Annotated in this window: 18 protein-coding genes; 11 read left to right on the top strand and 7 right to left on the bottom strand. The window is 61.8% G+C overall.

What is annotated here, in order from left to right; genetic code table 11:
* The first annotated feature begins 83 nt into the window (after positions 1 to 83).
* Positions 84 to 2,069, top strand: a complete 1,986-nt coding sequence (locus V7S54_RS21070; RefSeq protein ID WP_336409435.1) for an oxidoreductase — start codon at positions 84 to 86, stop codon at positions 2,067 to 2,069.
* A 1-nt stretch (position 2,070) separates the two neighbouring features.
* Positions 2,071 to 3,090, top strand: coding sequence for an Ldh family oxidoreductase (locus V7S54_RS21065; protein ID WP_336409436.1), 1,020 nt, complete (start codon positions 2,071 to 2,073; stop codon positions 3,088 to 3,090).
* Between the two features lie 19 nt (positions 3,091 to 3,109).
* On the opposite strand, the gene V7S54_RS21060 is transcribed toward V7S54_RS21065, so the two are convergent.
* Positions 3,110 to 3,823, bottom strand: a complete 714-nt coding sequence (locus V7S54_RS21060; protein WP_336409437.1) for a GntR family transcriptional regulator — start codon at positions 3,821 to 3,823, stop codon at positions 3,110 to 3,112.
* 341 nt (positions 3,824 to 4,164) lie between these two features.
* Here V7S54_RS21060 and V7S54_RS21055 point away from each other — a divergent pair, with 341 nt between their 5' ends.
* From V7S54_RS21055 to V7S54_RS21015, 9 genes are all read left to right on the top strand, one after another.
* Entirely contained in the window at positions 4,165 to 5,664 is a 1,500-nt protein-coding gene (locus V7S54_RS21055; protein ID WP_336409438.1) for an aldehyde dehydrogenase, read from the top strand.
* A 2-nt stretch (positions 5,665 to 5,666) separates the two neighbouring features.
* The gene (locus V7S54_RS21050) at positions 5,667 to 6,551 is read left to right on the top strand and encodes a dihydrodipicolinate synthase family protein (RefSeq protein ID WP_336409439.1); all 885 of its coding nucleotides are present in this window, start codon (positions 5,667 to 5,669) and stop codon (positions 6,549 to 6,551) included.
* Between the two features lie 3 nt (positions 6,552 to 6,554).
* Positions 6,555 to 7,901, top strand: coding sequence for an NAD(P)/FAD-dependent oxidoreductase (locus V7S54_RS21045; protein WP_336409440.1), 1,347 nt, complete (start codon positions 6,555 to 6,557; stop codon positions 7,899 to 7,901).
* Between the two features lie 109 nt (positions 7,902 to 8,010).
* Positions 8,011 to 9,012, top strand: coding sequence for an ABC transporter substrate-binding protein (locus V7S54_RS21040; protein ID WP_065375769.1), 1,002 nt, complete (start codon positions 8,011 to 8,013; stop codon positions 9,010 to 9,012).
* Between the two features lie 89 nt (positions 9,013 to 9,101).
* Positions 9,102 to 9,989, top strand: coding sequence for an ABC transporter permease (locus V7S54_RS21035; protein ID WP_065375770.1), 888 nt, complete (start codon positions 9,102 to 9,104; stop codon positions 9,987 to 9,989).
* On the top strand, positions 9,982 to 11,019 hold the full coding sequence (locus V7S54_RS21030) for a quaternary amine ABC transporter ATP-binding protein (protein ID WP_336409441.1): 1,038 nt from the start codon (positions 9,982 to 9,984) through the stop codon (positions 11,017 to 11,019). The genes V7S54_RS21035 and V7S54_RS21030 overlap by 8 nt, the downstream gene beginning before the upstream one ends.
* Before the next feature lie 109 nt (positions 11,020 to 11,128).
* Complete coding sequence (locus V7S54_RS21025; RefSeq protein ID WP_336409442.1) at positions 11,129 to 12,040, top strand: dihydrodipicolinate synthase family protein; 912 nt, start codon at positions 11,129 to 11,131, stop codon at positions 12,038 to 12,040.
* A gap of 90 nt (positions 12,041 to 12,130) precedes the next feature.
* Positions 12,131 to 13,477 carry an NAD(P)/FAD-dependent oxidoreductase gene (locus tag V7S54_RS21020; protein ID WP_336409443.1) on the top strand — a complete coding sequence of 449 codons (1,347 nt, stop codon included), beginning with the start codon at positions 12,131 to 12,133 and terminating at the stop codon, positions 13,475 to 13,477.
* 159 nt (positions 13,478 to 13,636) lie between these two features.
* Positions 13,637 to 14,632 (top strand): GlxA family transcriptional regulator, encoded by a 996-nt coding sequence (locus V7S54_RS21015; protein ID WP_336409444.1) that lies wholly within the window; start codon positions 13,637 to 13,639, stop codon positions 14,630 to 14,632.
* 341 nt (positions 14,633 to 14,973) lie between these two features.
* Here the strand turns inward: V7S54_RS21015 and V7S54_RS21010 are convergent, their stop codons facing one another.
* From V7S54_RS21010 to dapA, 6 genes are read right to left on the bottom strand one after another with little or no spacing between them, the layout of a single operon-like run.
* On the bottom strand, positions 14,974 to 15,729 hold the full coding sequence (locus V7S54_RS21010; RefSeq protein WP_336409445.1) for an SDR family NAD(P)-dependent oxidoreductase: 756 nt from the start codon (positions 15,727 to 15,729) through the stop codon (positions 14,974 to 14,976).
* A 30-nt stretch (positions 15,730 to 15,759) separates the two neighbouring features.
* Positions 15,760 to 16,521, bottom strand: coding sequence for an SDR family NAD(P)-dependent oxidoreductase (locus V7S54_RS21005; RefSeq protein ID WP_336409446.1), 762 nt, complete (start codon positions 16,519 to 16,521; stop codon positions 15,760 to 15,762).
* A 13-nt stretch (positions 16,522 to 16,534) separates the two neighbouring features.
* A complete protein-coding gene (locus tag V7S54_RS21000) occupies positions 16,535 to 17,569 on the bottom strand; it encodes a proline racemase family protein (protein WP_336409479.1) in 1,035 nt (344 codons plus the stop codon).
* A gap of 14 nt (positions 17,570 to 17,583) precedes the next feature.
* Positions 17,584 to 19,059 carry an aldehyde dehydrogenase family protein gene (locus V7S54_RS20995; protein ID WP_336409447.1) on the bottom strand — a complete coding sequence of 492 codons (1,476 nt, stop codon included), beginning with the start codon at positions 19,057 to 19,059 and terminating at the stop codon, positions 17,584 to 17,586.
* A gap of 30 nt (positions 19,060 to 19,089) precedes the next feature.
* Complete coding sequence (locus V7S54_RS20990; RefSeq protein WP_336409448.1) at positions 19,090 to 20,328, bottom strand: NAD(P)/FAD-dependent oxidoreductase; 1,239 nt, start codon at positions 20,326 to 20,328, stop codon at positions 19,090 to 19,092.
* A gap of 56 nt (positions 20,329 to 20,384) precedes the next feature.
* Positions 20,385 to 21,260: a 4-hydroxy-tetrahydrodipicolinate synthase gene (gene dapA / locus V7S54_RS20985; protein WP_065375779.1), complete on the bottom strand. Its 876-nt coding sequence runs from the start codon at positions 21,258 to 21,260 to the stop codon at positions 20,385 to 20,387.
* Positions 21,261 to 21,284 lie beyond the last annotated feature (24 nt).

The following is a 21,284-nucleotide window of genomic DNA, read 5'->3' as shown; positions in this document are numbered from 1 at the left end:
CGGGCGGTGTGTTCGCCGCCCGGAAGAGCCGACGACGCTGTTCCCCTTCCCAACTTGATCCTCCCCCCGCCCGGAGTTGCGCCATGTCCAAGAAGTTTCCCCGGTTATTCTCCCCTCTCAAACTGCGGTCGCACACGCTGAAGAACCGGATCGTGTTCGGCGCCCATACGGCGAACATGGCGGTCGAGGGCCTGCCGACCGAACGCCATGCCGCCTATTACAGGGAGCGCGCGATCGGCGGGGCCGCGATGATTGTCGTCGAACCCATGCCCGTGCATGCCGCAGCCGTTCTCACCCGCGGCAATTTCCGGCATTCGGACGATCGCGTCATCCCCCACTTCAAGAAGGTGGTTGAGGCAATCAAGGAACATGGAGCCGTCGCAATCCAGCAGCTCTATCATGTCGGGGCGCATGGGGATTCCGACAACTCCTTTCATCCGCACTGGTCGCCTTCGGGCGGGCCTAGCTATCACGACAGCGACGGCTCGCATCCGATGACCGAGGACGAAATCCTTGAGACGATCAACGGTTTCGTCGAGGCGGCACGGCGATGTCGGGACGCCGGCTTCGACGGCGTCGAAGTGTGGGCGGCCTATCTTGGCATGGTGGATCAATTCTGGACCCCCTGGTGCAATCGGCGTGATGATCAATGGGGCGGATCGCTTGAAAACCGCACGCGGATGTCGCGCGAAATCCTGACACGGATCAGGGAGGTCTGCGGCCCCGACTTCATCGTTGGCCTTGCCGTCAGCGACGAACCGGATGTGAAGGTTGCGCTTCAACGCGACGAGCTTGCTGAGATCATCCGCCTGCACGACGAACTGGGCCTCATCGACTATGTCACATGCGGCTCGGGAGGCTACCTCGATTTCTACAAGCTGATGCCGACGTTCCTCTATCCCGAGAAACTGGGAGCCGACCTCGCATCGGTCCTGAAAGGTGTTGTGAAGAACGCCGTGGTGATCGCTGAAAGCCACATCCGCACCCCGGAAAACGCCGAAACGGTGCTCGGCGAAGGAGCCGCCGATCTTGTATCGATCGTGCGCGGCCAGATCGCCGATCCCCATCTGGCAACCAAAGCAGGCGAGGACCGCCCGGAGGACATTCGCGGCTGCATCTCGTGCAACCAGATGTGCTGGGGACGCCGGTCGCGCGACTACTGGATCAGCTGTCTGATCAACCCATCCGTCGGCCGCGAGTCCGAATGGAACGGCGATCGTTTTTTGAAGAGCAGTGATCCCCAACGCGTGCTGGTCATCGGCGGCGGTCCCGCCGGACTGGAGGCCGCCCGGGTGGCCGCCGAGCGAGGACACAAGGTCGTGCTCACAGAAGCGTCGAACCTGCTCGGCGGTAATTTCCTGCTGGCGGGCATGCAGCCAAGAAGAGGCCAGATCCTCGATCTCATCGCCTGGTATGAGCGCCAGCTCGAAAAACTCGGTGTAGAGGTTCGCCTCAACACCTATGTCGAGGCCGAGGACATCGACCCTTCCGAGTTCGAGCGCGTCATCGTCGCCACCGGCTCCTATTCACCGGAGACGGGGTTCCAGAAAACGCTGCCGACGGTCGAGACGATGCCTGGCCTGGCGAAGGGTAACGTCTTCACGATCGAAGCCGTCATGGCGCGGCAGGCAAGGCCGGGCAAACGCGTGCTGCTTCTGGATGAAGGCGGCGGCTGGCGCGGCTGCGGCACCGCCTGGAAGCTCGCCGAGGAAGGTCACCTGGTGACGATCCTGACGCCCGATCCCTTCGTCGGCAAGGAGCTGCAGAGAACCGCAGCCGACGTTCCGATGCGGCAGGCGCTCAGGAAACTTGGCGTGACATGGATCGTCGAAGCCAGCATCACCGAATGGCATGGCAACGGCGCGACGATCATCGACCACACCACGGGAGAGTGCCGCTTCATCGACGCCGATGCGTTGGTCACGGCCACCACGAATGCCCCGGCCGACTGGTTGATGCCGGACCTCAAGGAACGCGGTATCGCTACGCGCCAGATCGGCGACTGCGCGGCCCCGCGGCAGGCGCCCTATGCGTTTTATGAGGGTCGGAAAGCGGGATTGGAGATCTGACATGGCAGATGACGTGGAACTCGGCGCAGCGGAAGCGGAGGATCTGGCGCTGAGAGCTTGCCTTGGTGCCGGCGCCAACCCGGCAAGCGCCCGCTCGCTCGTCGACGCGACAGTGTCCGCCGCCCGCTTCGGCCCAAGCGCGGTCGGGTTTCCGCATATGGTCGATTATCTGAACAGTTTTCGCGAGGGGCGTATCAATGGAGATCCCGCGCCGGTCGCCACGCGCCCCTTCCCCGCCTATCTCGCCTGTGATGCCGACCGCGGCATCGCGCAACTCGGCTTCGACCGTGCCTTCCAAGACTTCGTGGCCGCCGCCCGTTCCTTCGGGATCGCACTCTTCACCCAGAAGAACAGCTATACCACGGGCGAATTGGGCTATTACGTGCGCCGGCTTGCGCTGGAAGGTTTGAGCGGCCTTGCGGCGACCAATGCGAATGCCATGGTCGTTGCCAAGGCAGGAGGTTCTGCCGTCTACAGCACAAACCCGATCGCCTTCGGCTTTCCGCTCGGCAATGGCACCACGCCACTGATCATCGATCAATCTTCCAGCGCGACTGCCTATGTCAACATCGTCACCGCAGCCGCCGAGGGAAGATCTATTCCCAAAGGTTGGGCGGTCGACGCGCAAGGCGCCGATACCCAGGATCCCGAAAAGGCGCTTACGGGCGCCCTTCTGCCATTCGGAGGCCGCAAGGGTGCGAACGTCGCCCTGCTCGTCGAAATGCTGTCGGCCGGCCTCTCCGGCGGGTCATGGTCGCTCGACACGCCGAGCTTCCGGTCGGGCGATGCCTCCCCGGCCGTCGGACTGACCGTGATTGCGATGATGCCAGACCCGGCCGGGAGCGATCACGTCGCCCGCGCTCACGACCAGATCCGGCGGCTGGAGCAACATGGCGTCCACATTCCAGGCTTCAGTGGCAAGCCACATCACCGGCCCTCAGAGCAACCTTTGCGAATGCCCCGCGCTGTCTTCGACGACATCAGTCGTTTTGCGTCCGATTGGTCTGGCGGAATAGCGTAACCCACCGCCTAAGATCCCGTTACACGCCGACAGAAATCGCCATCCCTTCCGGGGCGGCGTACATCGCCATGTTCTTGCGCGACAGATCGAGGTGTGCACGAACCAACGCCTCCGCTCGATCAGGATCGTGGTTCGCTATTGCATCGATCATTTCGTCGTGTTGGCGCGACGCCTCGTGCAACTCCTCCAACATGCGCGCGTTGCTCGGTCTGTAAAAAATCTTGCCGATACGCGCATGATCAATCAAAAGCCGGCGAAGGCTTGGAAGAATGAAGGCATTGTTCGCAATCTCGCCGACCCGAAGGTGAAATTTGTCATTGTAGAAGACGCGCGCGTCGACGTCGTTGCTGTGGACCGCGTCGCGAAAGCTGTCCTGTATCTCGCGCAGGCCCGCGATGTCGGCCTTCGACGCGTGTTCGGCGGCCAGCCGCGTGGCCGCAACATAGATCATCGGCGCGATCAAAAAGAAATCGCGAAGGGATTGGTAGCTCATTGAGGTCACGCGAGCCGGCCGGTTCGCTTCAAGTTCAATGAACCCTTCCCCAGCAAGCTGTCGCATCGCTTCGCGCACCGGGGGGCGGGACAATCCAAATTCCTCGCTCAACGCTACTTCGTCCAGAACCGATCCCGGCGCTATCTGCATCGTGAGGATACGGTGGCGCAAGGTGTTATTCAGGGCAGCCTTTCGATCCGGGCCGACGACTGGTTCAGCTGAGCTTTGATTGTTCGCCATGGCAAACTCCTTTTGAGCCCATATTGTCTACAAAAGATAGACTGGTCAACGCATTTTGATTTCCGTCGACGATCTTGCGGCCACGCGACTCTTTTGCCCGCTCCGCGGTGGATGCGCAAGGCCCAGCGGGCGACCTTCCAGGAGCGAGTATCGGTTCTGATCCTCATTCCTCGCGCCGGAAGACGAGCCGCAGCCCTGTTTCACTATCACGTTTCGTGTGTCTATTGACAGTAGACTAAATGTCTATCTATTGTATTATGACAAAACGACGGTGGCGATCGCCAGAGCGTTGATCCGACGCCGAGCGTTGCCGATGGCTTCCGGATTGATGGAGAAGACAAATGACGGAACTTCTGACGAGGGCGCAGTACGAGCAAATCGCGTCGAGACTATCCCTCCCTTCAAAGGCCATCATCGACGGTCGTTTTGTCGACGCGGGATCGGGACGCACGTTCGCAACCACTAATCCGGCGACAGGAAAGAAGCTGGCGGACTTGCCTGCTTGCGGCCCCGAGGACGTCGATGCGGCGGTCGCGAGTGCGCGGCAGTCATTTGCCGACGGGCGCTGGTCGAAGCAGCATCCGGCCGCCCGCAAGCAGGCTCTTCTTCGTCTGGCGCAACTCATTGAGAACAACCTAGTCGACCTTTCGGTGATGGAGAGCCTCGACAGCGGCAAGACGATCCTCGATTGCCAGACGGTGGACGTGCCTGAGACGATCAACTGCCTGCGCTGGCATGCCGAAGCGATCGACAAGATCTACGATCAGGTCTCTCCCGCCTCGAACGACCACATCGCGCTCGTCGTTCGCGAACCCGTGGGTGTTGTCGGGCTGGTCCTGCCTTGGAACTTCCCGCTCCTGATGCTTGCATGGAAGATCGGTCCGGCGCTTGCCGCGGGCTGCAGCCTGGTCGTCAAGCCGGCGGCGGAAACCTCACTGACGGCACTTCGGGTCGCCGAATTGGCACTGGAGGCCGGCATCCCGGCCGGCGTCTTCAACGTGGTAACGGGCTCGGGTTCACAGGTCGGCGAACCGATCGGCCGGCACATGGATGTCGACGCCGTGTCCTTCACAGGGTCCACGGAGACCGGTCGCCGCTTCCTCAAATATTCGTCCGAGTCCAACCTCAAGGAAGTCGTCCTCGAAATGGGCGGCAAGAACCCTTCGATCGTCATGGACGACGCCGACGACCTCGACGCGGTCGCCGCCCATCTCGTGAACGGCGCCTATTGGAACATGGGCGAGAATTGCTCGGCCATTTCTCGACTGATCGTCCATTCCGCCATCAAGGAAAAGCTGCTGGAAAAGATCGTCTCCGAGGTGAAGAACTGGCACGTGGGCGATCCGCTGGATCCGGACAACCGCGTCGGCCCTCTCGTCTCCGAGGCGCACTACAGGAAGGTTGCGAGCTACCTCGGCGACGAGGCGAAGATCCTCTATGGCGGTAAAACCAGCGAGGGTCGCTTCGTTCACCCGACAATTGTCGAGGTCGAAAGCAATGCCGCGCGGCACGCGAAGGAAGAGATCTTCGGACCGATCCTGACGGTCATCACGGTGGACAGCCTGAAGGAGGCGGTCACGATCGCCAACGAGACGGAATACGGCCTGACGGCCTCCGTCTTTACCGGCAACGGCAAACGCGCCATGCGGGCTGCCCGCGCTCTTCGTGCAGGCACCGTCACCGTCAACTCCTTCGGCGAAGGCGATATCACCACACCGTTTGGCGGCTACAGACAGTCCGGTTTCGGCGGGCGCGACAATTCCGTTCACGCCCACGACCAGTACACCCAGCTCAAGACCATCTGGCTCGATCTCAACGACGACGAAACCGCGGATCTGTAACCATGACCAGCTTTCCGTTTCCCGGATTGAACCTCGCAATTGCAACGCCCTTCGATTCTGAAGGTCGTATCGACTACGCGAAGCTCGAGCAGAATATCGAGCGCTATCTGGCGCTCGGCGTACCCGGCTTCGTGTTGAGCTCGGGCACCGGCATGCATGTGTACCTGACGAAAGAGGAATCGAAGGAACTCGTGCGGCGCGGCTCGAAGATCATCAACGGCCGGGCCAAGGTGATTGCGCAGACCTCGGCGCTGCTGACGGCCGACGTGGTCGAACGGACGAAGTTTGCCGCCGATTGCGGCGCTGACGGCGTCATGGTCCTTCCGCCCTTCTTCGAGGGTCCGACGGACGATGAGGGCATCATCGATTTCTATACGGAAGTGGCGGCAGCCGGCCTTCCGGTCATCGGCTACAACGTCCCGCACGCCGTCGGCGTGACCGTTACGCCGGCGCTTCTCAAGGAACTTTGCGCGATCCCGAACTTCTGTGCCGTCAAGGACAGTAGCGGCGATCTCGGCAAGCAGGCATCGCTCATCCGCACCGGTCTTCCGGTCATGAACGGCGCCGACCACCTCGTTCCCTTTGCTCTCTGGTCCGGAGCGAGCGGCCTCATCTGGGGCGGCGCCAACTTTGCGCCGCGTACCGCGCTCGCGCTGGTCGCAGCAGCCACTGCCGGCGAATCGGGCAAGGCGCGCGATATCTGGGCCTCGCTCGAACCAGCCATGTCCCTCATCTGGGAAGGCGATTACGTGCAGTCGGTCTACGCCGCCGCCGAACTCATCGGCCATGGTGCCGGCGCACCACGCAAACCGCTCCGTCCGCTCCCCGCAGACCGGATTGAAACCATCCGCGCTGCCCTCGGCAGCCTGGTAGAGCGAGAAGCCTAAACCGTGAGCACGCCCTCGAAAAAGGTATTTGCCGCAACGAGACTCCCGAAGAACACGGGCGTTTCTGGATGGGTGGCGATGCTTCCTCCCCGCCAGGCAAAACCGCGGCTCGAGGGACATACCACCGCCGACGTTGTCATCATCGGTGGTGGTTTTGCGGGTCTTTCCGCAGCCCGCAGGATCATGGAACTTGATCCGACACTCCATGTCGCCGTCCTTGAGGCCGGCGTCATCGGGGAGGCGGCGGCAGGACGAAACTCCGGCTTCATCATCGACCTGCCCCACGAGGTCTCGTCCGAAGACTACGGCGGGGACTCGGCCGCAAAGAGCCGCGAGGCCATAGAGACAAGCCGGACCGCCATCGCCCTTGCCAGCGCCGTTGCACAGGAACAGGGCTGGGGCCGCGAAATCTTCGATCCTTGTGGGCGCTACAGCGTCGCCATCAGCGAAGAGGGCGACCAGCATCTGGTCGACTATGCCGAGGGACTGGTGAAACTTGGCGAAGAGCATCAGCTGCTCAATGCGCGCGAAATCGCCGACGTGACGGGCACGAACACCTATACTTCGGCGCTGTTTACCCCTGGAACCATCATGGTGCAGCCGGCGGCCTATATTCGCGGCGTCGCAGATAGCCTGCGCGAACCGGTCAGGGTCTATGAGGAAACCCCCGCCGTGCAGTTGGAAAATGCCGGTCGTGGGTGGCTCGTCAAGACGCCCCAAGGCTCAATCAGCACAGGCAGGATCATCCTTGCAAACAATGGCCATGCGGAGAGCTTCGGCTTCTTCACGAGCCGGCTTCTCCACGTGTTCACCTTTGCCTCGATGACGAGAGAGTTCGACCCAAGCCGGTTGCCGGGTCAGCGCAAATGGGCGGCGACGCCGGCCCTTCCGATGGGCACAACCGTCCGGCGCATTCAGGGCCAGCGTGGCGACCGTCTACTTGTTCGCTCCCGCTACACCTATCACCACAACATCGAAGCGAGCGAGGGAACCCTGCGACGCGCAGGTGTGAAGCATGACCAGAAGTACCACGCCCGCTTTCCCCAACTGACGGATATTCCGATGGAATTTCGATGGGGCGGCGCAATGGCGCTGACGTGGAATTCGGTGCCCGCTTTCGGCGAGATCGAGCCCGGCATATTTGCAGCCTGCGGGTGCAACGGCGTCGGTGCCACGAAAGCCACGGCAAACGGCATCGCGGCGGCCGATCTGATGCTCGGCGTCAAATCACGGCTGACCGAAATCTTCGCGCGCTTCGACGCGCCGAAATCACTGCCTCGTCAACCGTTTCGGACCATCGGGGCCAAGGCGAACCTGGCGTTCCGTGAGTGGCGCGCCGGTGGCGAGTAGATAGTCGCCGCGAACAAAGGGCGGCAGTTGATCCTTTCGATAACTGAAGTCGGTGGTCGCGGCACCCCGGCTTTGATGGAACATGCCGCCAAAAAAGGGAACGGAAGAAATGAAAGAGCTGCTTGCATCTACCTGCTTGATGTTCGGCCTACTTGGCGGAGCATCGGTGTCACATGCCGCCGAATGCGGAAGCGTGACCATCGCCAGCATGAACTGGCAGAGCGCCGAGGTGCTTTCGAACCTCGACAAATTCATTCTCAACGAAGGCTATGGCTGCAGCGCCGAGATCACCATCGGCGACACCGTGCCGACCATCACGTCCATGGCGGAGAAGGGCCAGCCCGACATCGCTCCGGAAGCATGGATCGACCTTTTGCCCGATATCGTCAAGAAGGGAACGGAAGAAGGCCGGATCGTCAAGGTCGGCTCCCCCCTGCCCGATGGCGGCGTGCAGGGCTGGTGGATCCCGAAGTATCTCGCTGATGCCCATCCGGACATCAAGACGATTGGCGACGTGCTGAAGCATCCGGAACTCTTCCCCGATCCGGAAGACGCCAAGAAGGGCGCCATCTTCAACGGCCCGCAGGGCTGGGGCGGCACGGTGGTCACGGCCCAGTATTTCAAGGCGTTCGAAGCCGAGAAGGCAGGTTTCACGCTGGTCGACACCGGTTCGGCAGCGGGTCTCGACGGTTCCATCGCCAAGGCCTACGAACGCAAGGAAGGATGGGTTGGCTACTACTGGGCGCCGACTGCGCTGCTTGGCAAATATGAGATGGTCAAGCTCGAGGCAGGCGTACCGCTCGATGCGGCCGAATGGAAACGCTGCATCACCGTTGCCGATTGCTCGGATCCGAAGCCGAGCGCCTGGCCGGTCGATACGATCGTCACGCTGGTGGCCAAACCGTTCTCCGAAAAGGTCGGGCCCGAGGTCATGGACTATCTCAACAAGCGCGCCTGGAGCAACGACACGGTCAGCAAGCTGATGGCCTGGATGACCGACAATCAGGCAAGCGGCGAAGAAGGCGCCAAACACTTCCTCGAAGAAAATGAAGCGGTCTGGTCAAAGTGGGTCTCGCCGGAAGCGGCCGAGAAGATCAAATCGGCGCTTTAAGCCCCGTCCGGGTGCGGTGAGCCCAGGCACACCGCATCCTTTGCCACAATCGAAAACCTTGCGCCGGCTTCTTCAAAAAGGGGAACCGAATGGAATGGCTTTATGAATTCCCACACATGAACGACGACAGTCTTCGCACGCTGAAGAAGGCGATAGACGAAGGCTTCCGGTCGTTCACGCGCGCCTATGGCGACACAATCGAGGGCTTTTTCTCCCCCTTGCAGCACTTTCTGATCGCCTCCGAGCGCTTCATGACCCAGACACCCTGGCCCATCATTATCGTCATCATCCTGGCGATCGCCTGGGGCGCGAGCAGAAGCTTGAGAGTCGTGCTGGGCTGTCTGGTGACCCTTTTGGCGATCGGCTATTTCGACATGTGGGACGACACCATGCGGACGATCTCGATGATCTTCGTCTGCACGCTGCTGTCGATTGCCATCGGTATTCCGATCGGCATTCTGATGTCCCGTTCCGATCGCCTCCAGCGGGTCGTCAACCCGATCCTCGACGTCATGCAGACGATGCCGAGCTTCGTCTATCTCATCCCCGTCGTCATGCTGCTCGGGATCGGCAAGGTGCCGGGTCTCATCGCCGTCGTCATCTATGCCATCCCGCCGATGATCAGGCTCACCAATCTCGGCATCCGCCTTGTCGACAAGGACGTTCTTGAAGCGGCCGATGCATTCGGTTCGTCGGGCTGGCAGAAGCTCAAGAACGTGCAGTTGCCGCTGGCGCTGCCGACGATCATGGCGGGCATCAACCAGACGATCATGATGGCGCTCGCCATGGTGGTCATCGCGTCGATGATCGGTGTTCAGGGCCTCGGCCAACCCGTGCTGAAGGCAATCGCCAACCAGTACTTCACACTGGGCATTTTCAACGGTCTTGCCATCGTCGGCATCGCCATCATCTTCGACCGGGTCAGCCAAGCATACGGCGAGAGGCTCCAGAAGCATAGGGAGATCGTCCATGGCTGACACAAAGTTCGGCGGCATCAAGATCCGCCACCTCTACAAGATCTTCGGACCGAACGCGAAAGCGCATGTCGACGCCGTGCAAAAGGGCATGACGAAGACAGAACTCAACGAACGGCATGGGCATGTTCTCGGCTTGCGGGACATCAACATCGAAATCCCCTCCGGCGGCATTCAGGTGATCATGGGCTTGTCGGGGTCAGGAAAGTCGACCCTCATCCGGCACATCAACCGCCTGATCGATCCGACGGCCGGCGAAGTGCTTGTCGACGGCGTCGACGTCGTCAAGATGAGCCAGCCGGAGTTGCGCGAGTTTCGACGGCACCAGACGGCAATGGTGTTCCAGAAGTTCGCGCTGCTTCCCCATCGCAACGTCCTAGACAACACGCTTTATGGCCTTGAGGTTCAGGGCCTCGAGCGCGCGAAGGGCGTCGACATCGCCATGCGATGGATCGAGCGCGTGGGTCTGAAAGGCTTTGAAAGCAAATACCCCAATCAGCTTTCCGGCGGCATGCAGCAGCGTGTCGGCCTCGCTCGTGCGCTTGCCAACGACGCGCCGGTTCTCTTGATGGACGAGGCCTATTCGGCACTCGACCCGCTGATCCGCATGGACATGCAGACGGTTCTTCTCGACCTGCAGAAGGAGATCAAGAAGACCATCGTCTTCATCACCCACGATCTCGACGAAGCCCTCAGATTGGGCGACCAGATCGCGGTGCTGCGGGACGGCGAGGTCATCCAGCAAGGCACCAGCCAGGACATCGTCTTGAGGCCAGCCGACAACTACATCGCCAACTTCGTCAAGGAGGTGAACCGTGGTCGGGTCGTTCATGTCGAGGCCGTCATGACGCCGGTCGCCGCCGATCACGCCGTCAATGGCGCGACGTTGAGCACGGGAAGCACGATCGAGGCCGCCCTCAAGATCCTGGCGCACAAGGATGCCAAGGATCTGGTGGTCGTCGATGCCGTCGGCATGCCCGTCGGCATCGTCGATCTGAAGCGGCTGGCTGCGGCGGTCGTAACGCCGCACTGAGCGGCGGGAGACCTGCACCCATCCAACGGAAACCTAAGAAGCCGGGCCAGGCGTCGCCGCGGCAGAGGCCGCTCGTCCAAGTTCCGGCCCAATCGATGGAGAAGACATCATGAAGTTCGAAGGTATTTACACCCCAGCCATCACGCCGATCGGGCACGACGGGCAAATCGACCGCAAGGGTTTTGCAGCCGTGCTCGAGTCCCTTGTCGATGCCGGGGTTCACGGTATCATCATTGGCGGATCGACCGGCGAGTACTATGCCCAGAGCGCAGAGGAACGTTTCGACCTCGCCGCCCTCGCCAAGAATGTGATCGGTTCAAGAATGCCGCTCATCGTCGGGACAGGCGCCACGAGGACGGAAGACTCCGTGGCGTTCGCCAAGGCGGCCAAAGAGATCGGCGCTGACGCCATTCTCGTGTCGTCGCCACCTTACGCCTTGCCGACCGAGGAGGAGAACGCTGTCCACGCTTTGACGGTGGATCGGGCGGCGGATCTGCCGATCATGCTCTACAACTACCCAGCCCGCATGGGGGTGATGATGGGAGACGCGTACTTCTCCCGTGTCAGCGAATCCAGAAACGTCGTGGCCATCAAGGAAAGTTCCGGCGACATGGCCAATCTTCACCTGCTCGCCCGCAAGTACCCGCACATCGCTCTTTCCTGCGGCTGGGATGACCAGGCACTCGAATTCTTTGCCTGGGGCGCAAGGAGTTGGGTCTGCGCCGGCTCCAACTTTCTGCCAAGGGAACATGTCGCTCTTTATGAGGCCTGCGTCGTCGAGAAGAATTTCGACAAGGGACGGGCGATCATGACGGCGATGCTGCCGCTCATGGATTTTCTCGAATGCGGCAAGTTCGTCCAGTCGATCAAGCACGGATGTGAACTGGCCGGCCTGCCGGCGGGACCGGTCAGAGCGCCGCTCGGCTCGCTCAACGCCGAGGAAAAGAAAACCCTCGAGACGATCGTCGCCACCTTGAAGCGCACGGTCGCTGAGATCACCTCGGGGACCGGCCATGCATGAGCGCAATGCGATGTCTAAGGGCGTTCAACTGGCTGCCGTTGTCGTCGAACACGGCAGGCAACTTCTTCAATCGACGAGCGAGACGATGAGATGATCACGCGGTCCGTCAAACGCTTGCCGGTCGAAAATGGCATTTCGGGCTGGGAGGCGATCAGCCAGCGTTCGTTTCCGGTTCGATCGCTCGACGGCAACGTGAACGCAGACTGGCTGATCATCGGCGCCGGCTTTGCCGGCCTTTCGGCAGCGCGCCGCCTGCTGCAACAGCGCCCCGATGACAAGATCGTCATCCTTGAGGCGAGTGAAGTGGGCAAGGGTACGTCAGGTCGGAACTCCGGCTACATGATCGACGTGCCGCACAACCTGTCATCCAGCGAATATTCGAGCGGAACGGCTGACGCCACTCGCCGGGAAATGGCCCAGAACCGTTACGCCATCAAGTTCGCCACGCAAGCGGCGGAGGCCTATGGAATGTCGCGCGAGACCTTCGATCCCGCGGGCAAGATCAATGCGGCTGCGACGGCACGCGGCATGAAACTTAATATGAGTTTCGGCCAGTCCCTTGGGAGTGCGGGTGAGAAGCACACCTTCCTTGATGCCGCCGAGATGCGGGAGATAACGGGGTCGACCTATTACCTCGGCGGGCTCTATACGCCCGGTGCGGTGCTGATCCAACCAGCGGACTACGTGCGCCAGTTCGCTGCCGGACTTTCACACAAAGTCGTTCTCTTCGAGCGGTCTCCCGTGACATCGCTTAAGCGTGCCAACGGCATCTGGATAGCATCGGTGGCGCGCGGCTCGGTAAGCGCTCCCAAGGTCATCCTGGGTGTCAACGGCCATGTGGAAGATTTCGGGCATTTCGGCAGGCGATTGATGCACATCTTCGCCTACGCCTCAATGACGGCGCCGTTTCCGGCAGACGATATCGGGCACAAAGCTTCCGGTCGGGATCGCTGGGCTTTGCTCCCGGCCGACGCAATGGGTGCCACCGTGCGCAAGATCACATCAGGCGGTCAGTCGCGCATCACGATCCGCACCAAGTACACCTACGACACGACGGTCGCCCTTTCGGAAAGCCGCCTCTCGAAAATGGCGCAAGCGCATCGACGTTCGATCGATGCGAGATTTCCTGACCTCAAGGGAATACCGTTCGAGCACAGTTGGGCAGGTCGTCTTTGCCTCAGCCTCAACCACGTGCCGGCTTTTGGCGAGATCGACGAAGGGCTCTTTTCCGCCTGCTGCGAGAATGGACTTGGCACCGTCAAGAGCACCCTTGCCGGCATGATGGCCGCCGACTTGGCGACCGGGACCGTCTCACGGGAACTCGAAGAATACATGGATCACCGGGGCCCAACCCGGCTCCCGCCCGAGCCATTTGCCTGGCTCGGGATAAACTCGGTGATCCGATTGCAGGAAATGCGCGCAGGTCGTGAGGGATGATCCATCGCGGGCAATGCGAGGACCGGATGAAGGCAGAGACGGCCTCCTGGCTCGAGCGAAGATGAGGCAAGATCCGAAGCTCATCTGGAAGCTTCTCCACCGCGATAAACGGCCCGCGCATACCAACCAAGGCCCGGGCAGCGAGGTAGATTTGCCATAATGACGCACATGAAATCCAGCGCTGCTGCGGCGACCAACCGGCTCAAGATCGGTTTCGTGCTCGCCCGGTCTTTCACCCTTTCTGCCTTCGCGCTGTTCGTCGACACCCTGCGGCTGGCGAGCGACGAACTCGACAAATCCGGTCGCATTCGGGCAGACTGGCAGGTGCTCGGCAACACACGGCATCTCATCACCTCCAGCTGCGGCGTGCAGGTTGCACCGACATCGGGCCTGGTCGACCATGCCCCCTTCACCTACATCGTCGTCGTCGGCGGCTTGCTCAACAGCGAAAACCCGATCGACGACGAAACGGTCTGGTTCCTCAAGAAGGCGGCAGCGCGAAAAGTCCCGTTGATCGGCCTGTGCACCGGCACCTTCATCTTGGCTGAGGCCGGCCTGATGTCGGGGCACAATGTTTGCGTCAGCTGGCTCCACTATCAGGCATTCCGCGAGCGTTTTCCGGAGCTGAAGGTTCGCTCGGACCGCCTATTCAATCTGGACCGCACGCGCGGGTCCTGCGCCGGAGGCAGCAGTGCTGCCGACATGGCGGCCCATATCGTGCGCCTTCATATCAGCAAGGAGGCCGAGCGGAATGCACTCGAAGTCCTGCAGATCGACAAGGCACGCTCGCATCTTCATGTTCAACCGAGAAAGCCGCTCGCGATCGAGAGCAATGATCCCCGTTTGAACGCTGCCCTCATCATCATGGAGCAGCACACCGAAAACACGATCTCGATCTCCGAACTAGCGGCCTCCGTCGGTCTGTCGCGCAGGCAGCTCGAACGCCTGTTCATGGAAAAAGCGAAGATGTCACCGGCGCTCGTCTACAGAAAGTTTCGGCTGGAACGTGCCAAACATCTTCTCACCCAGACGGATGCGTCGCTGATTGAGATCGCCCTCGAAGTTGGCTTCGAGAGCGCCGGGCACTTCTCGAGAATATTCGCAAAAACCTACGGACAGACGCCGAGCAGGCTCAGAGCGCAACGGGAGAGGTGATTTGTCCAGCAGCCATTCCAACGACAATCGCGCCGAAGAAGATGCCGTCGGGCGGCGCGATCCGAGGGAAACCTGGTCCTGGTAGGCATCGGCACTGCCCGATCGAAGGGTGACAATCGCCCCAACCAACCCACCCCACTGCGGCCCCTGAAGCAATCAAACGCGCCTACGAAGTTCGGGGGGCTTTCTTCTTCGAAAGCGACCTTGGACCGGATGGCCGTCCGGGAGTGCGATTGGCAAACCGCTGAGACTGCGGTCGCTCAGACACGGCGGCCGGAACGAAGGGCTCATTCCTGACGATACGTTATGCGATCCTCAAGATGCAGACGGTACATCCCACATCAAGAGACCGCCTGTGCTCCGGTTATCTCCACAAGGGAGCCACAAATGAACGCGGCTTCCTCCGACGCGAGAAACGCGACAAGCGCCGCAACCTCTTCCGGTTTTCCGATCCGCCCAAACGGAACGAGCTTGTCGAGATCGGCGATCGTTCGGCCAGATCGCTTCACTCCCGCCTCCAACATTGGCGTATGGATTTCTCCGGGGCACACCGCGTTCACCCGGATCTTGTTCGGAGCGTAGTCCCGAGCGAGATTCTGCGTGAACGCCGCAACCGCGGCCTTGGTCGTGTTGTAGGCGATATGGTTCGGAGCCGGGTAAAGGCCCCACTGCGAGGCGGTGTTGACGATTGCGCCGCCGCCGGCCCCGATCATGTGCGGGAGGGTGGCACGGCAAAGATGGAACATCGAATCTAGATTGACCGCGAAGCTCAGGCTCCAGTCGTCGTCGGTCAGCGACAGGAGATTGCCGCGCCGATTGATGCCGGCGTTGTTGACCAGAACGTCGATGCGCTTCCTCAACGCGAACGCTTCTTCGATCAAACCGATACAGGGGTCCTTGCGCGAGATGTCGGCGGCAATTGCGACCGCGGACCCGCCGACGGAGACGATCTCGGCTGCGACGGCTTCGGCCGCTTCGCCGTTGACGTCCGAGACGACGACAAATGCCCCCTCGTCCGCCAGCCGCCGCAATATGGCGGAACCGATGCCGCCACCACCACCAGTCACGATCGCCACTTTGTTTTCGAACCTCTTCATCGTCTCTCTCCCCTCTTGTCGAGTAACCAATTATCGAATGTAGCTGCCGCCATTGACGTCGAGCGTCGCGCCATTCAGCGAACGCTGCGAGGACCGCAACGCGAAGGCGACGAGTTCGGCGATCTCCGAGGGCTGGGCCATTTCGCCAATCGGAATGTCGGCGACTGCGGCTTGCTTGCCGAACTTTGCGATGAATTCCTCAGCCATGTCCGTCTGCACCCAGCCCGGTGCGATCGCCAGGGCCACGACCCCATCAGCGCCGAAGCTGCGGGCGATCGATTTCGTGAGATTGATCAGCGCCGCCTTCGTTGCGCCATAGGGCATGGCGTCCGCCGCATAGCCGCGCTGCCCGGCACGGCTCGCCATGTTGACGATGCGGCCACCGCCCTGCGCCTTGAAATGCTTCAGAGCCTCCTTGCAGAGATCGGCTGCGGCAAAGAAGTTCACTTGGAACTCCTTCTGCCAGGCCTCTCTCCAGGCACTCGGTTCGGCATCGATCGAAATTTCCGTGCGGATGCCGGCATTGTTGACGAGTGCATGGATGCGTCCTGCGGCAGCTTCGGCTTCCCGCCAAAGAGCGAACGCGCCGTCGACCGCGGAAAGGTCCGCCTGGACGATCATTCCTTCGCCCGGAAGGCTGGCGAGCAAAGCCTCCGCAGCCGCTCTGTCGCGGCCGTAGTGGATGATCGGGCGGGCTCCCTCCTCCGCTAGGCGCTGCACGATGGCGGCACCGATGCCACCGGAAGCGCCGGTAACGAAGACAGTCTGACCCGATAGAGTTGCTGTTGACATGACGCCTCCTCCTTCAGCTCAACGCATCGACCTGCGGACCCCAACTGTCGGAGAGCGCAAAGCCGCTCCTGAATGGGTCCTCGTCGGACATGCGGAGGTGTTCGCGGCCATAGATCCAGGCCCGCCCAGTGATGCGCGGCAACACCGCGAGGTGTCCACCGACCTCGGCGGTGCCAATCGCCTCCGCTATGAACTCTCCGCCGATGATTGAGCGCGACGTTCGCCGGTCCCCCACAACGACCTTGCCGCGGGCATAAAGCACGGCAAGGTTTGCCGAGCTGCCGGTTCCACAGGGCGAACGGTCGACGCGCCCGGGTTTTAGCGTCGTACAGGTACGCACGGCTCCATCAGGTGCTTCTCCTCGGAACATGACATAGGCGATCTCGTCTATGCCGGTCAGCACCGGGTGCTTCACTTTTACTTGCGCGGATAGCAGCGCCTTCAGTTCGATCCCCGCTTCGGCCAGATAGCGCGCGTTGGCCGGAGCAATCTCGCTGCCAATCTGTTCGACGTCGGCGATCGCGTAGTAGACACCGCCGAAGGCGATATCGACCTTGATGCGGCCCCACCGCGGCGTCTCGATTTCCAGGTCGAGCGCCTCGGCAAAACTCGGCACATTGTCGAGGCTGACAGACAGGCAACGACCTTTGTTGCAAGCGGCGCGCGCAACAATCAGCCCGGCGGGCGTATCCAGGCGGACGATCGTTTCCGGCTCTCGCATTTCGACGCGACCGCTTTCGAGAAGTGCCGTCACGACACAGATGCAATTGCTGCCGGACATCGGATGGGCACGATCCGCCTGCATCACGATGAAACCGGCATCGGCGTCAGGCCGCGTCGGTGCGAGGAGCAGATTGACCGACATCGCGACGCTGGCGCGGGGCTCGAAGGTGACGAAGCGGCGCAGGCTATCGTCGACCGTGTTGATGTGGTTCATCTTGTCGAGCATCGTTGCGCCTGGAATTTCCGGCGCGCCGCCGACGATCACCTTGCCGATCTCGCCCTGGCAGTGAACCTCCAGGAGATCGAGCGAGCGATCCCAGTTCATCGAAACGGGGGCACTCATTTGATGTACCAGCCCCATTTCTCACCGGTGGCAAAACGCGTGATCTGCTTGGTCTCAAGGTAGTTCTCAAGGCCCCACCGACCGAGCTCGCGGCCGATGCCGGATTCCTTGTAACCGCCCCAGGGCGCCTCGGTGAAGGTCGGCTGCGAGCAGTTGATCCAGACGATGCCGGCGCGGAAGGCGGCAGCCACGCGCTCCGCACGACGGTCGTCCCGCGACATGACAGCGGCTGCAAGACCGAAGCGGGTATCGTTGGCAAGCTCGATCGCCTCCTCTTCACGCGAGAACGGCCTGATGCAGACGACCGGGCCAAAGATCTCCTCGCGCCAGGCGTCGCTCTCCAGGGGAACATCGGTCAGCACCGTCGGCTCGAGGTAGTATCCCGTCTCGAAGCCATCAGGACGCTTTCCCCCACAAGCGACCGTCGCACCGGCCGCCTTCGCCGCCTCGATCGCCGCGACGACCTGCTGATGTTGGCGTTTGGAGACCAAAGGTCCAAGAAGCACACCGTCCTCGAGACCATTGCCGATCCTGATCTTCTTCGTTTCCTCAACGAGGCGGGCGAGCAGCCGGTCGTAAATCCCGTCCTGGACCAGGACGCGCGACGTCGCCGAGCAGACCTGGCCCTGGTTCCAGAAGATGCCGAACATGATCCATTCGACGGCCTCCTCGATATCGGCATCATCGAAGACTACGAAGGGCGACTTGCCGCCGAGTTCGAGGCTGATGCGCTTGATGTCGCGGGCGGCAGCCGCCATGATCTTCGACCCGACCGGACCGGAACCGGTAAAGGCCAGCTTGTCGACCTCCCTGTGGTCGATGATCGCCTGTCCTGCGACCGAGCCAGCCCCGGTGACGATGTTGAGGACGCCGGCCGGAAGGCCGACGTCATCGGCAATCGCCGCAAGCTCCAGCGCCGTCAGCGACGTCACCTCGGCCGGCTTCAATACCACCGTGCAGCCGGCAGCGAGCGCCGGCGCCACTTTCCAGGCTGCCATCAGCAGCGGGTAGTTCCAGGGAATGATCGCGCCGGCGACGCCGATCGGCTCCTTGACTGCCTTTGAAGTGAAGCGCGCGTCGGGGAGCGCTATCGGCTCCTCCGGATTGTTGTCGAGCTGTTCTGCAAGCCCGGCGTAGAAATCGAAGCAGCCGGCCGCATCAGCAACATCCCAGTCTGCCTCTGGGAACGGTTTGCCATTGTCGATGACTTCCAGACGGGCGATCTCCGCCTGCCGGGCGCGAATACCCTGAGCAATGGCGCGCAGGTACTTGGCTCTCTGTGCGCCCGACAGTTTCGGCCAGCCATCCTTGTCGAAGGCGCGGCGTGCCGACTTGACGGCGACGTCGACATCTTCCGCCGTTGCAGCAGCGACCTTATGGATCACTTCTTCCGTCGCCGGGTTGACGACGTCGAAGGTCCTGCCGTCGGACGACGGCCTCCACTTGCCATCGATATAGAGTTCGCTTCGCATGGTGTTCTCCCTGCTTGCCTGGCGCCGCTCTTAGAAGCGATCGACGCGATAGGGTTTGAGATCGATGGTCGGGTTCGTGCCCGTCATGAGATCGGCGATCAGCCGAGCGGTCGTGGCGGCATAGGTAAGGCCCAGATGGCCGTGACCGGTGGCATAGAAGACGTTTCTGCGTTTGGCCGAGGGACCGATGACCGGCACCGTATCCGGCAAGGCCGGACGGTGGCCCATCCATTCGCTCACCTGTTCGGCCTTCAGGTCGGGCAACGCTTCCTTCGCCCGCTTCACCAGCACTTTGGCGCGGCGATAGTCTGGCGGCGCTTCGAGCCCGGCCATTTCCACCGTGCCGCCGACGCGAATACCGCCCGCCGTCGGTGTCACCATGAACGCGCGCGCCGGCCAGATGATAGAATGGCGCATGGCGATGCCCGGTGCCATGATCTGAGTGTGGTAGCCGCGTTCGGTTTCGAGCGGGATCGGCTCGCCGATCAGGCGTGACAGCCGCCCGGTAAAGGCGCCTGCCGCCAGCACGAAACGATCGGACGACAGCTTGCGGCCGTCGGCGAGCCTCATCGCCGAGATCCCGACCTCGCCTTCCTCGAAACCGACAACCTCGCCGGTCTCGATTGCGCCGCCGAGCGCCTGGAATCGATCAGCCAGTGCCGTCACCAGCCGATAGGGATCGGCGATGGAGCGGTTGTCGGGGAGGAGCACCGCCTTGGCGATCTTCGTCGTCAGGGCCGGTTCGAGATCTCGGATGTCATTGCTGCCGAGGACCTCATGACGGAAGCCAAAGCGTTCGAGAATTTCGATATGGTCGCGGTCGGCCCGAAACTCGGCCTCATCGGCATAGAGGCTAAGGCAGCCTTCGGCGCTCAGCAACGAGGTGAGCCCCGTGTCGCCCAGCAGCGCGTCAAGGTCTTCATGAACGCGGCCACACAGGGCAGCCCCGGCCGCTTCCAGTTCCCGCAGCTTTGACGGGCGGCTGGCGGCGAGGAAGCGCAGGAACCACGGGACGAGTTTCGGCACATAGCCTGGCCGAATGCGCACCGGCCCCTCCGGATCGAGCAGCCATCTCGGCATCTTCGCCCAGACACCGGGCCGCGAAGCCGGCATGAACTCGGTCACGGCGATGCTTGCCATATTGCCGAAGGAGGCTCCCATGCCCGGGCCGGCGCGGTCGATCAGTGTCACGGAGAAACCGCGACGCTGGAGCTGGTAGGCGATGGATGTGCCGATGATGCCGGCGCCAACGACAGCGATGGATGACAAGGGAACTCTCCTCGAAACTTGAGAAGCCGGACGCAAGCCCGTCCGGCTTGCTTTCGTCAGTTGAGGACCGGCGCGATCGCCGCGCGAAAATCCGCCTTTTCCTGCTCGGTCAATTCGCCGAGCGGCGCGCGGCAGAGGCCGACCGGCGCACCCTGCAGCTCGCAGCCGTATTTGATCTTCTGCACGAACTTGCCGCTTTCGAGGATGTTCATGGCGCGATAGAGCACCGTCATCTGCTCGCGTGCCTTGGCGAGGTCGCCGGAGCGGAAGGTGCGGTCGAGATCGACGCAGGCCTTCGCCATGCAGTTGGCCGGGCCGCAGATCCAGCAGTCGGCGCCCCAAAACATGAAGTCGAGGGCGATGTCGTCGGAGCCGGAAATCAGGTCGATGCGGCCCTTATAGCGCGCGTAGATATCGATCGCGCGCTGCAGCGATCCCGAGCTTTCCTTGATGCCGAGGACACGCGGATCGTCAGCAAGGGCATCGAGGATGTCGAAGCCGATCTCCACGCCGTCCTTGTAGGGATAGCTGTAAAGGACAAGATTGATGTCTGTTTCCCTGAGCACGCGCTGGAAATGGGCGAGAAGCTCTTCCTGAGTGGGGCGCGTGTAGAACGGGGTTGCGAGCAGAACAGTGTCGTAGCCGATCTCCTTGGCCCTCAGCGTGTTCTCGATGACCTCGCGGGTCGCCGGCCCATTCGTCCCGGCGATCAGAGCCTCGCCTTCCTTCGCGAAGTCCTTGACGAATTTCAGGACTTCGTCGCGTTCCGCGTTCGAAAGCGCAGAGTATTCGCCGGTCGAACCCATCGGCACCCAGCCGGTGACGCCCGCAGCGCGCAAGCCTGTGAGATGCTTCTCGAAGGCCTTGAAGTCGACCTTGCCATTCGCATCGAACGGCGTGACGAGGGCGGGCATGACGCCAGAAAGTTTCATCGGGTGGTCTCCTGTCCTTAGATG

This window comes from Ensifer sp. CCNWLY38 (assembly GCF_037120565.1).
GTDB lineage: Bacteria > Pseudomonadota > Alphaproteobacteria > Rhizobiales > Rhizobiaceae > Ensifer > Ensifer adhaerens_H.
This window is presented reverse-complemented; position numbering and strand designations above follow the sequence as displayed.

Excerpts from the sequence above, each read along its gene's own strand:
- V7S54_RS21070 (WP_336409435.1), top strand. The coding sequence starts at position 84 with ATGTCCAAGAAGTTTCCCCGGTTATTCTCCCCTCTCAAACTGCGGTCG.
- V7S54_RS21065 (WP_336409436.1), top strand. The coding sequence starts at position 2,071 with ATGGCAGATGACGTGGAACTCGGCGCAGCGGAAGCGGAGGATCTGGCG.
- V7S54_RS21060 (WP_336409437.1), bottom strand. The coding sequence starts at position 3,823 with ATGGCGAACAATCAAAGCTCAGCTGAACCAGTCGTCGGCCCGGATCGA.
- V7S54_RS21055 (WP_336409438.1), top strand. The coding sequence starts at position 4,165 with ATGACGGAACTTCTGACGAGGGCGCAGTACGAGCAAATCGCGTCGAGA.
- V7S54_RS21050 (WP_336409439.1), top strand. The coding sequence starts at position 5,667 with ATGACCAGCTTTCCGTTTCCCGGATTGAACCTCGCAATTGCAACGCCC.
- V7S54_RS21040 (WP_065375769.1), top strand. The coding sequence starts at position 8,011 with ATGAAAGAGCTGCTTGCATCTACCTGCTTGATGTTCGGCCTACTTGGC.
- V7S54_RS21035 (WP_065375770.1), top strand. The coding sequence starts at position 9,102 with ATGGAATGGCTTTATGAATTCCCACACATGAACGACGACAGTCTTCGC.
- V7S54_RS21030 (WP_336409441.1), top strand. The coding sequence starts at position 9,982 with ATGGCTGACACAAAGTTCGGCGGCATCAAGATCCGCCACCTCTACAAG.
- V7S54_RS21025 (WP_336409442.1), top strand. The coding sequence starts at position 11,129 with ATGAAGTTCGAAGGTATTTACACCCCAGCCATCACGCCGATCGGGCAC.
- V7S54_RS21020 (WP_336409443.1), top strand. The coding sequence starts at position 12,131 with ATGATCACGCGGTCCGTCAAACGCTTGCCGGTCGAAAATGGCATTTCG.
- V7S54_RS21015 (WP_336409444.1), top strand. The coding sequence starts at position 13,637 with ATGACGCACATGAAATCCAGCGCTGCTGCGGCGACCAACCGGCTCAAG.
- V7S54_RS21010 (WP_336409445.1), bottom strand. The coding sequence starts at position 15,729 with ATGAAGAGGTTCGAAAACAAAGTGGCGATCGTGACTGGTGGTGGTGGC.
- V7S54_RS21005 (WP_336409446.1), bottom strand. The coding sequence starts at position 16,521 with ATGTCAACAGCAACTCTATCGGGTCAGACTGTCTTCGTTACCGGCGCT.
- V7S54_RS21000 (WP_336409479.1), bottom strand. The coding sequence starts at position 17,569 with ATGAACTGGGATCGCTCGCTCGATCTCCTGGAGGTTCACTGCCAGGGC.
- V7S54_RS20995 (WP_336409447.1), bottom strand. The coding sequence starts at position 19,059 with ATGCGAAGCGAACTCTATATCGATGGCAAGTGGAGGCCGTCGTCCGAC.
- dapA (WP_065375779.1), bottom strand. The coding sequence starts at position 21,260 with ATGAAACTTTCTGGCGTCATGCCCGCCCTCGTCACGCCGTTCGATGCG.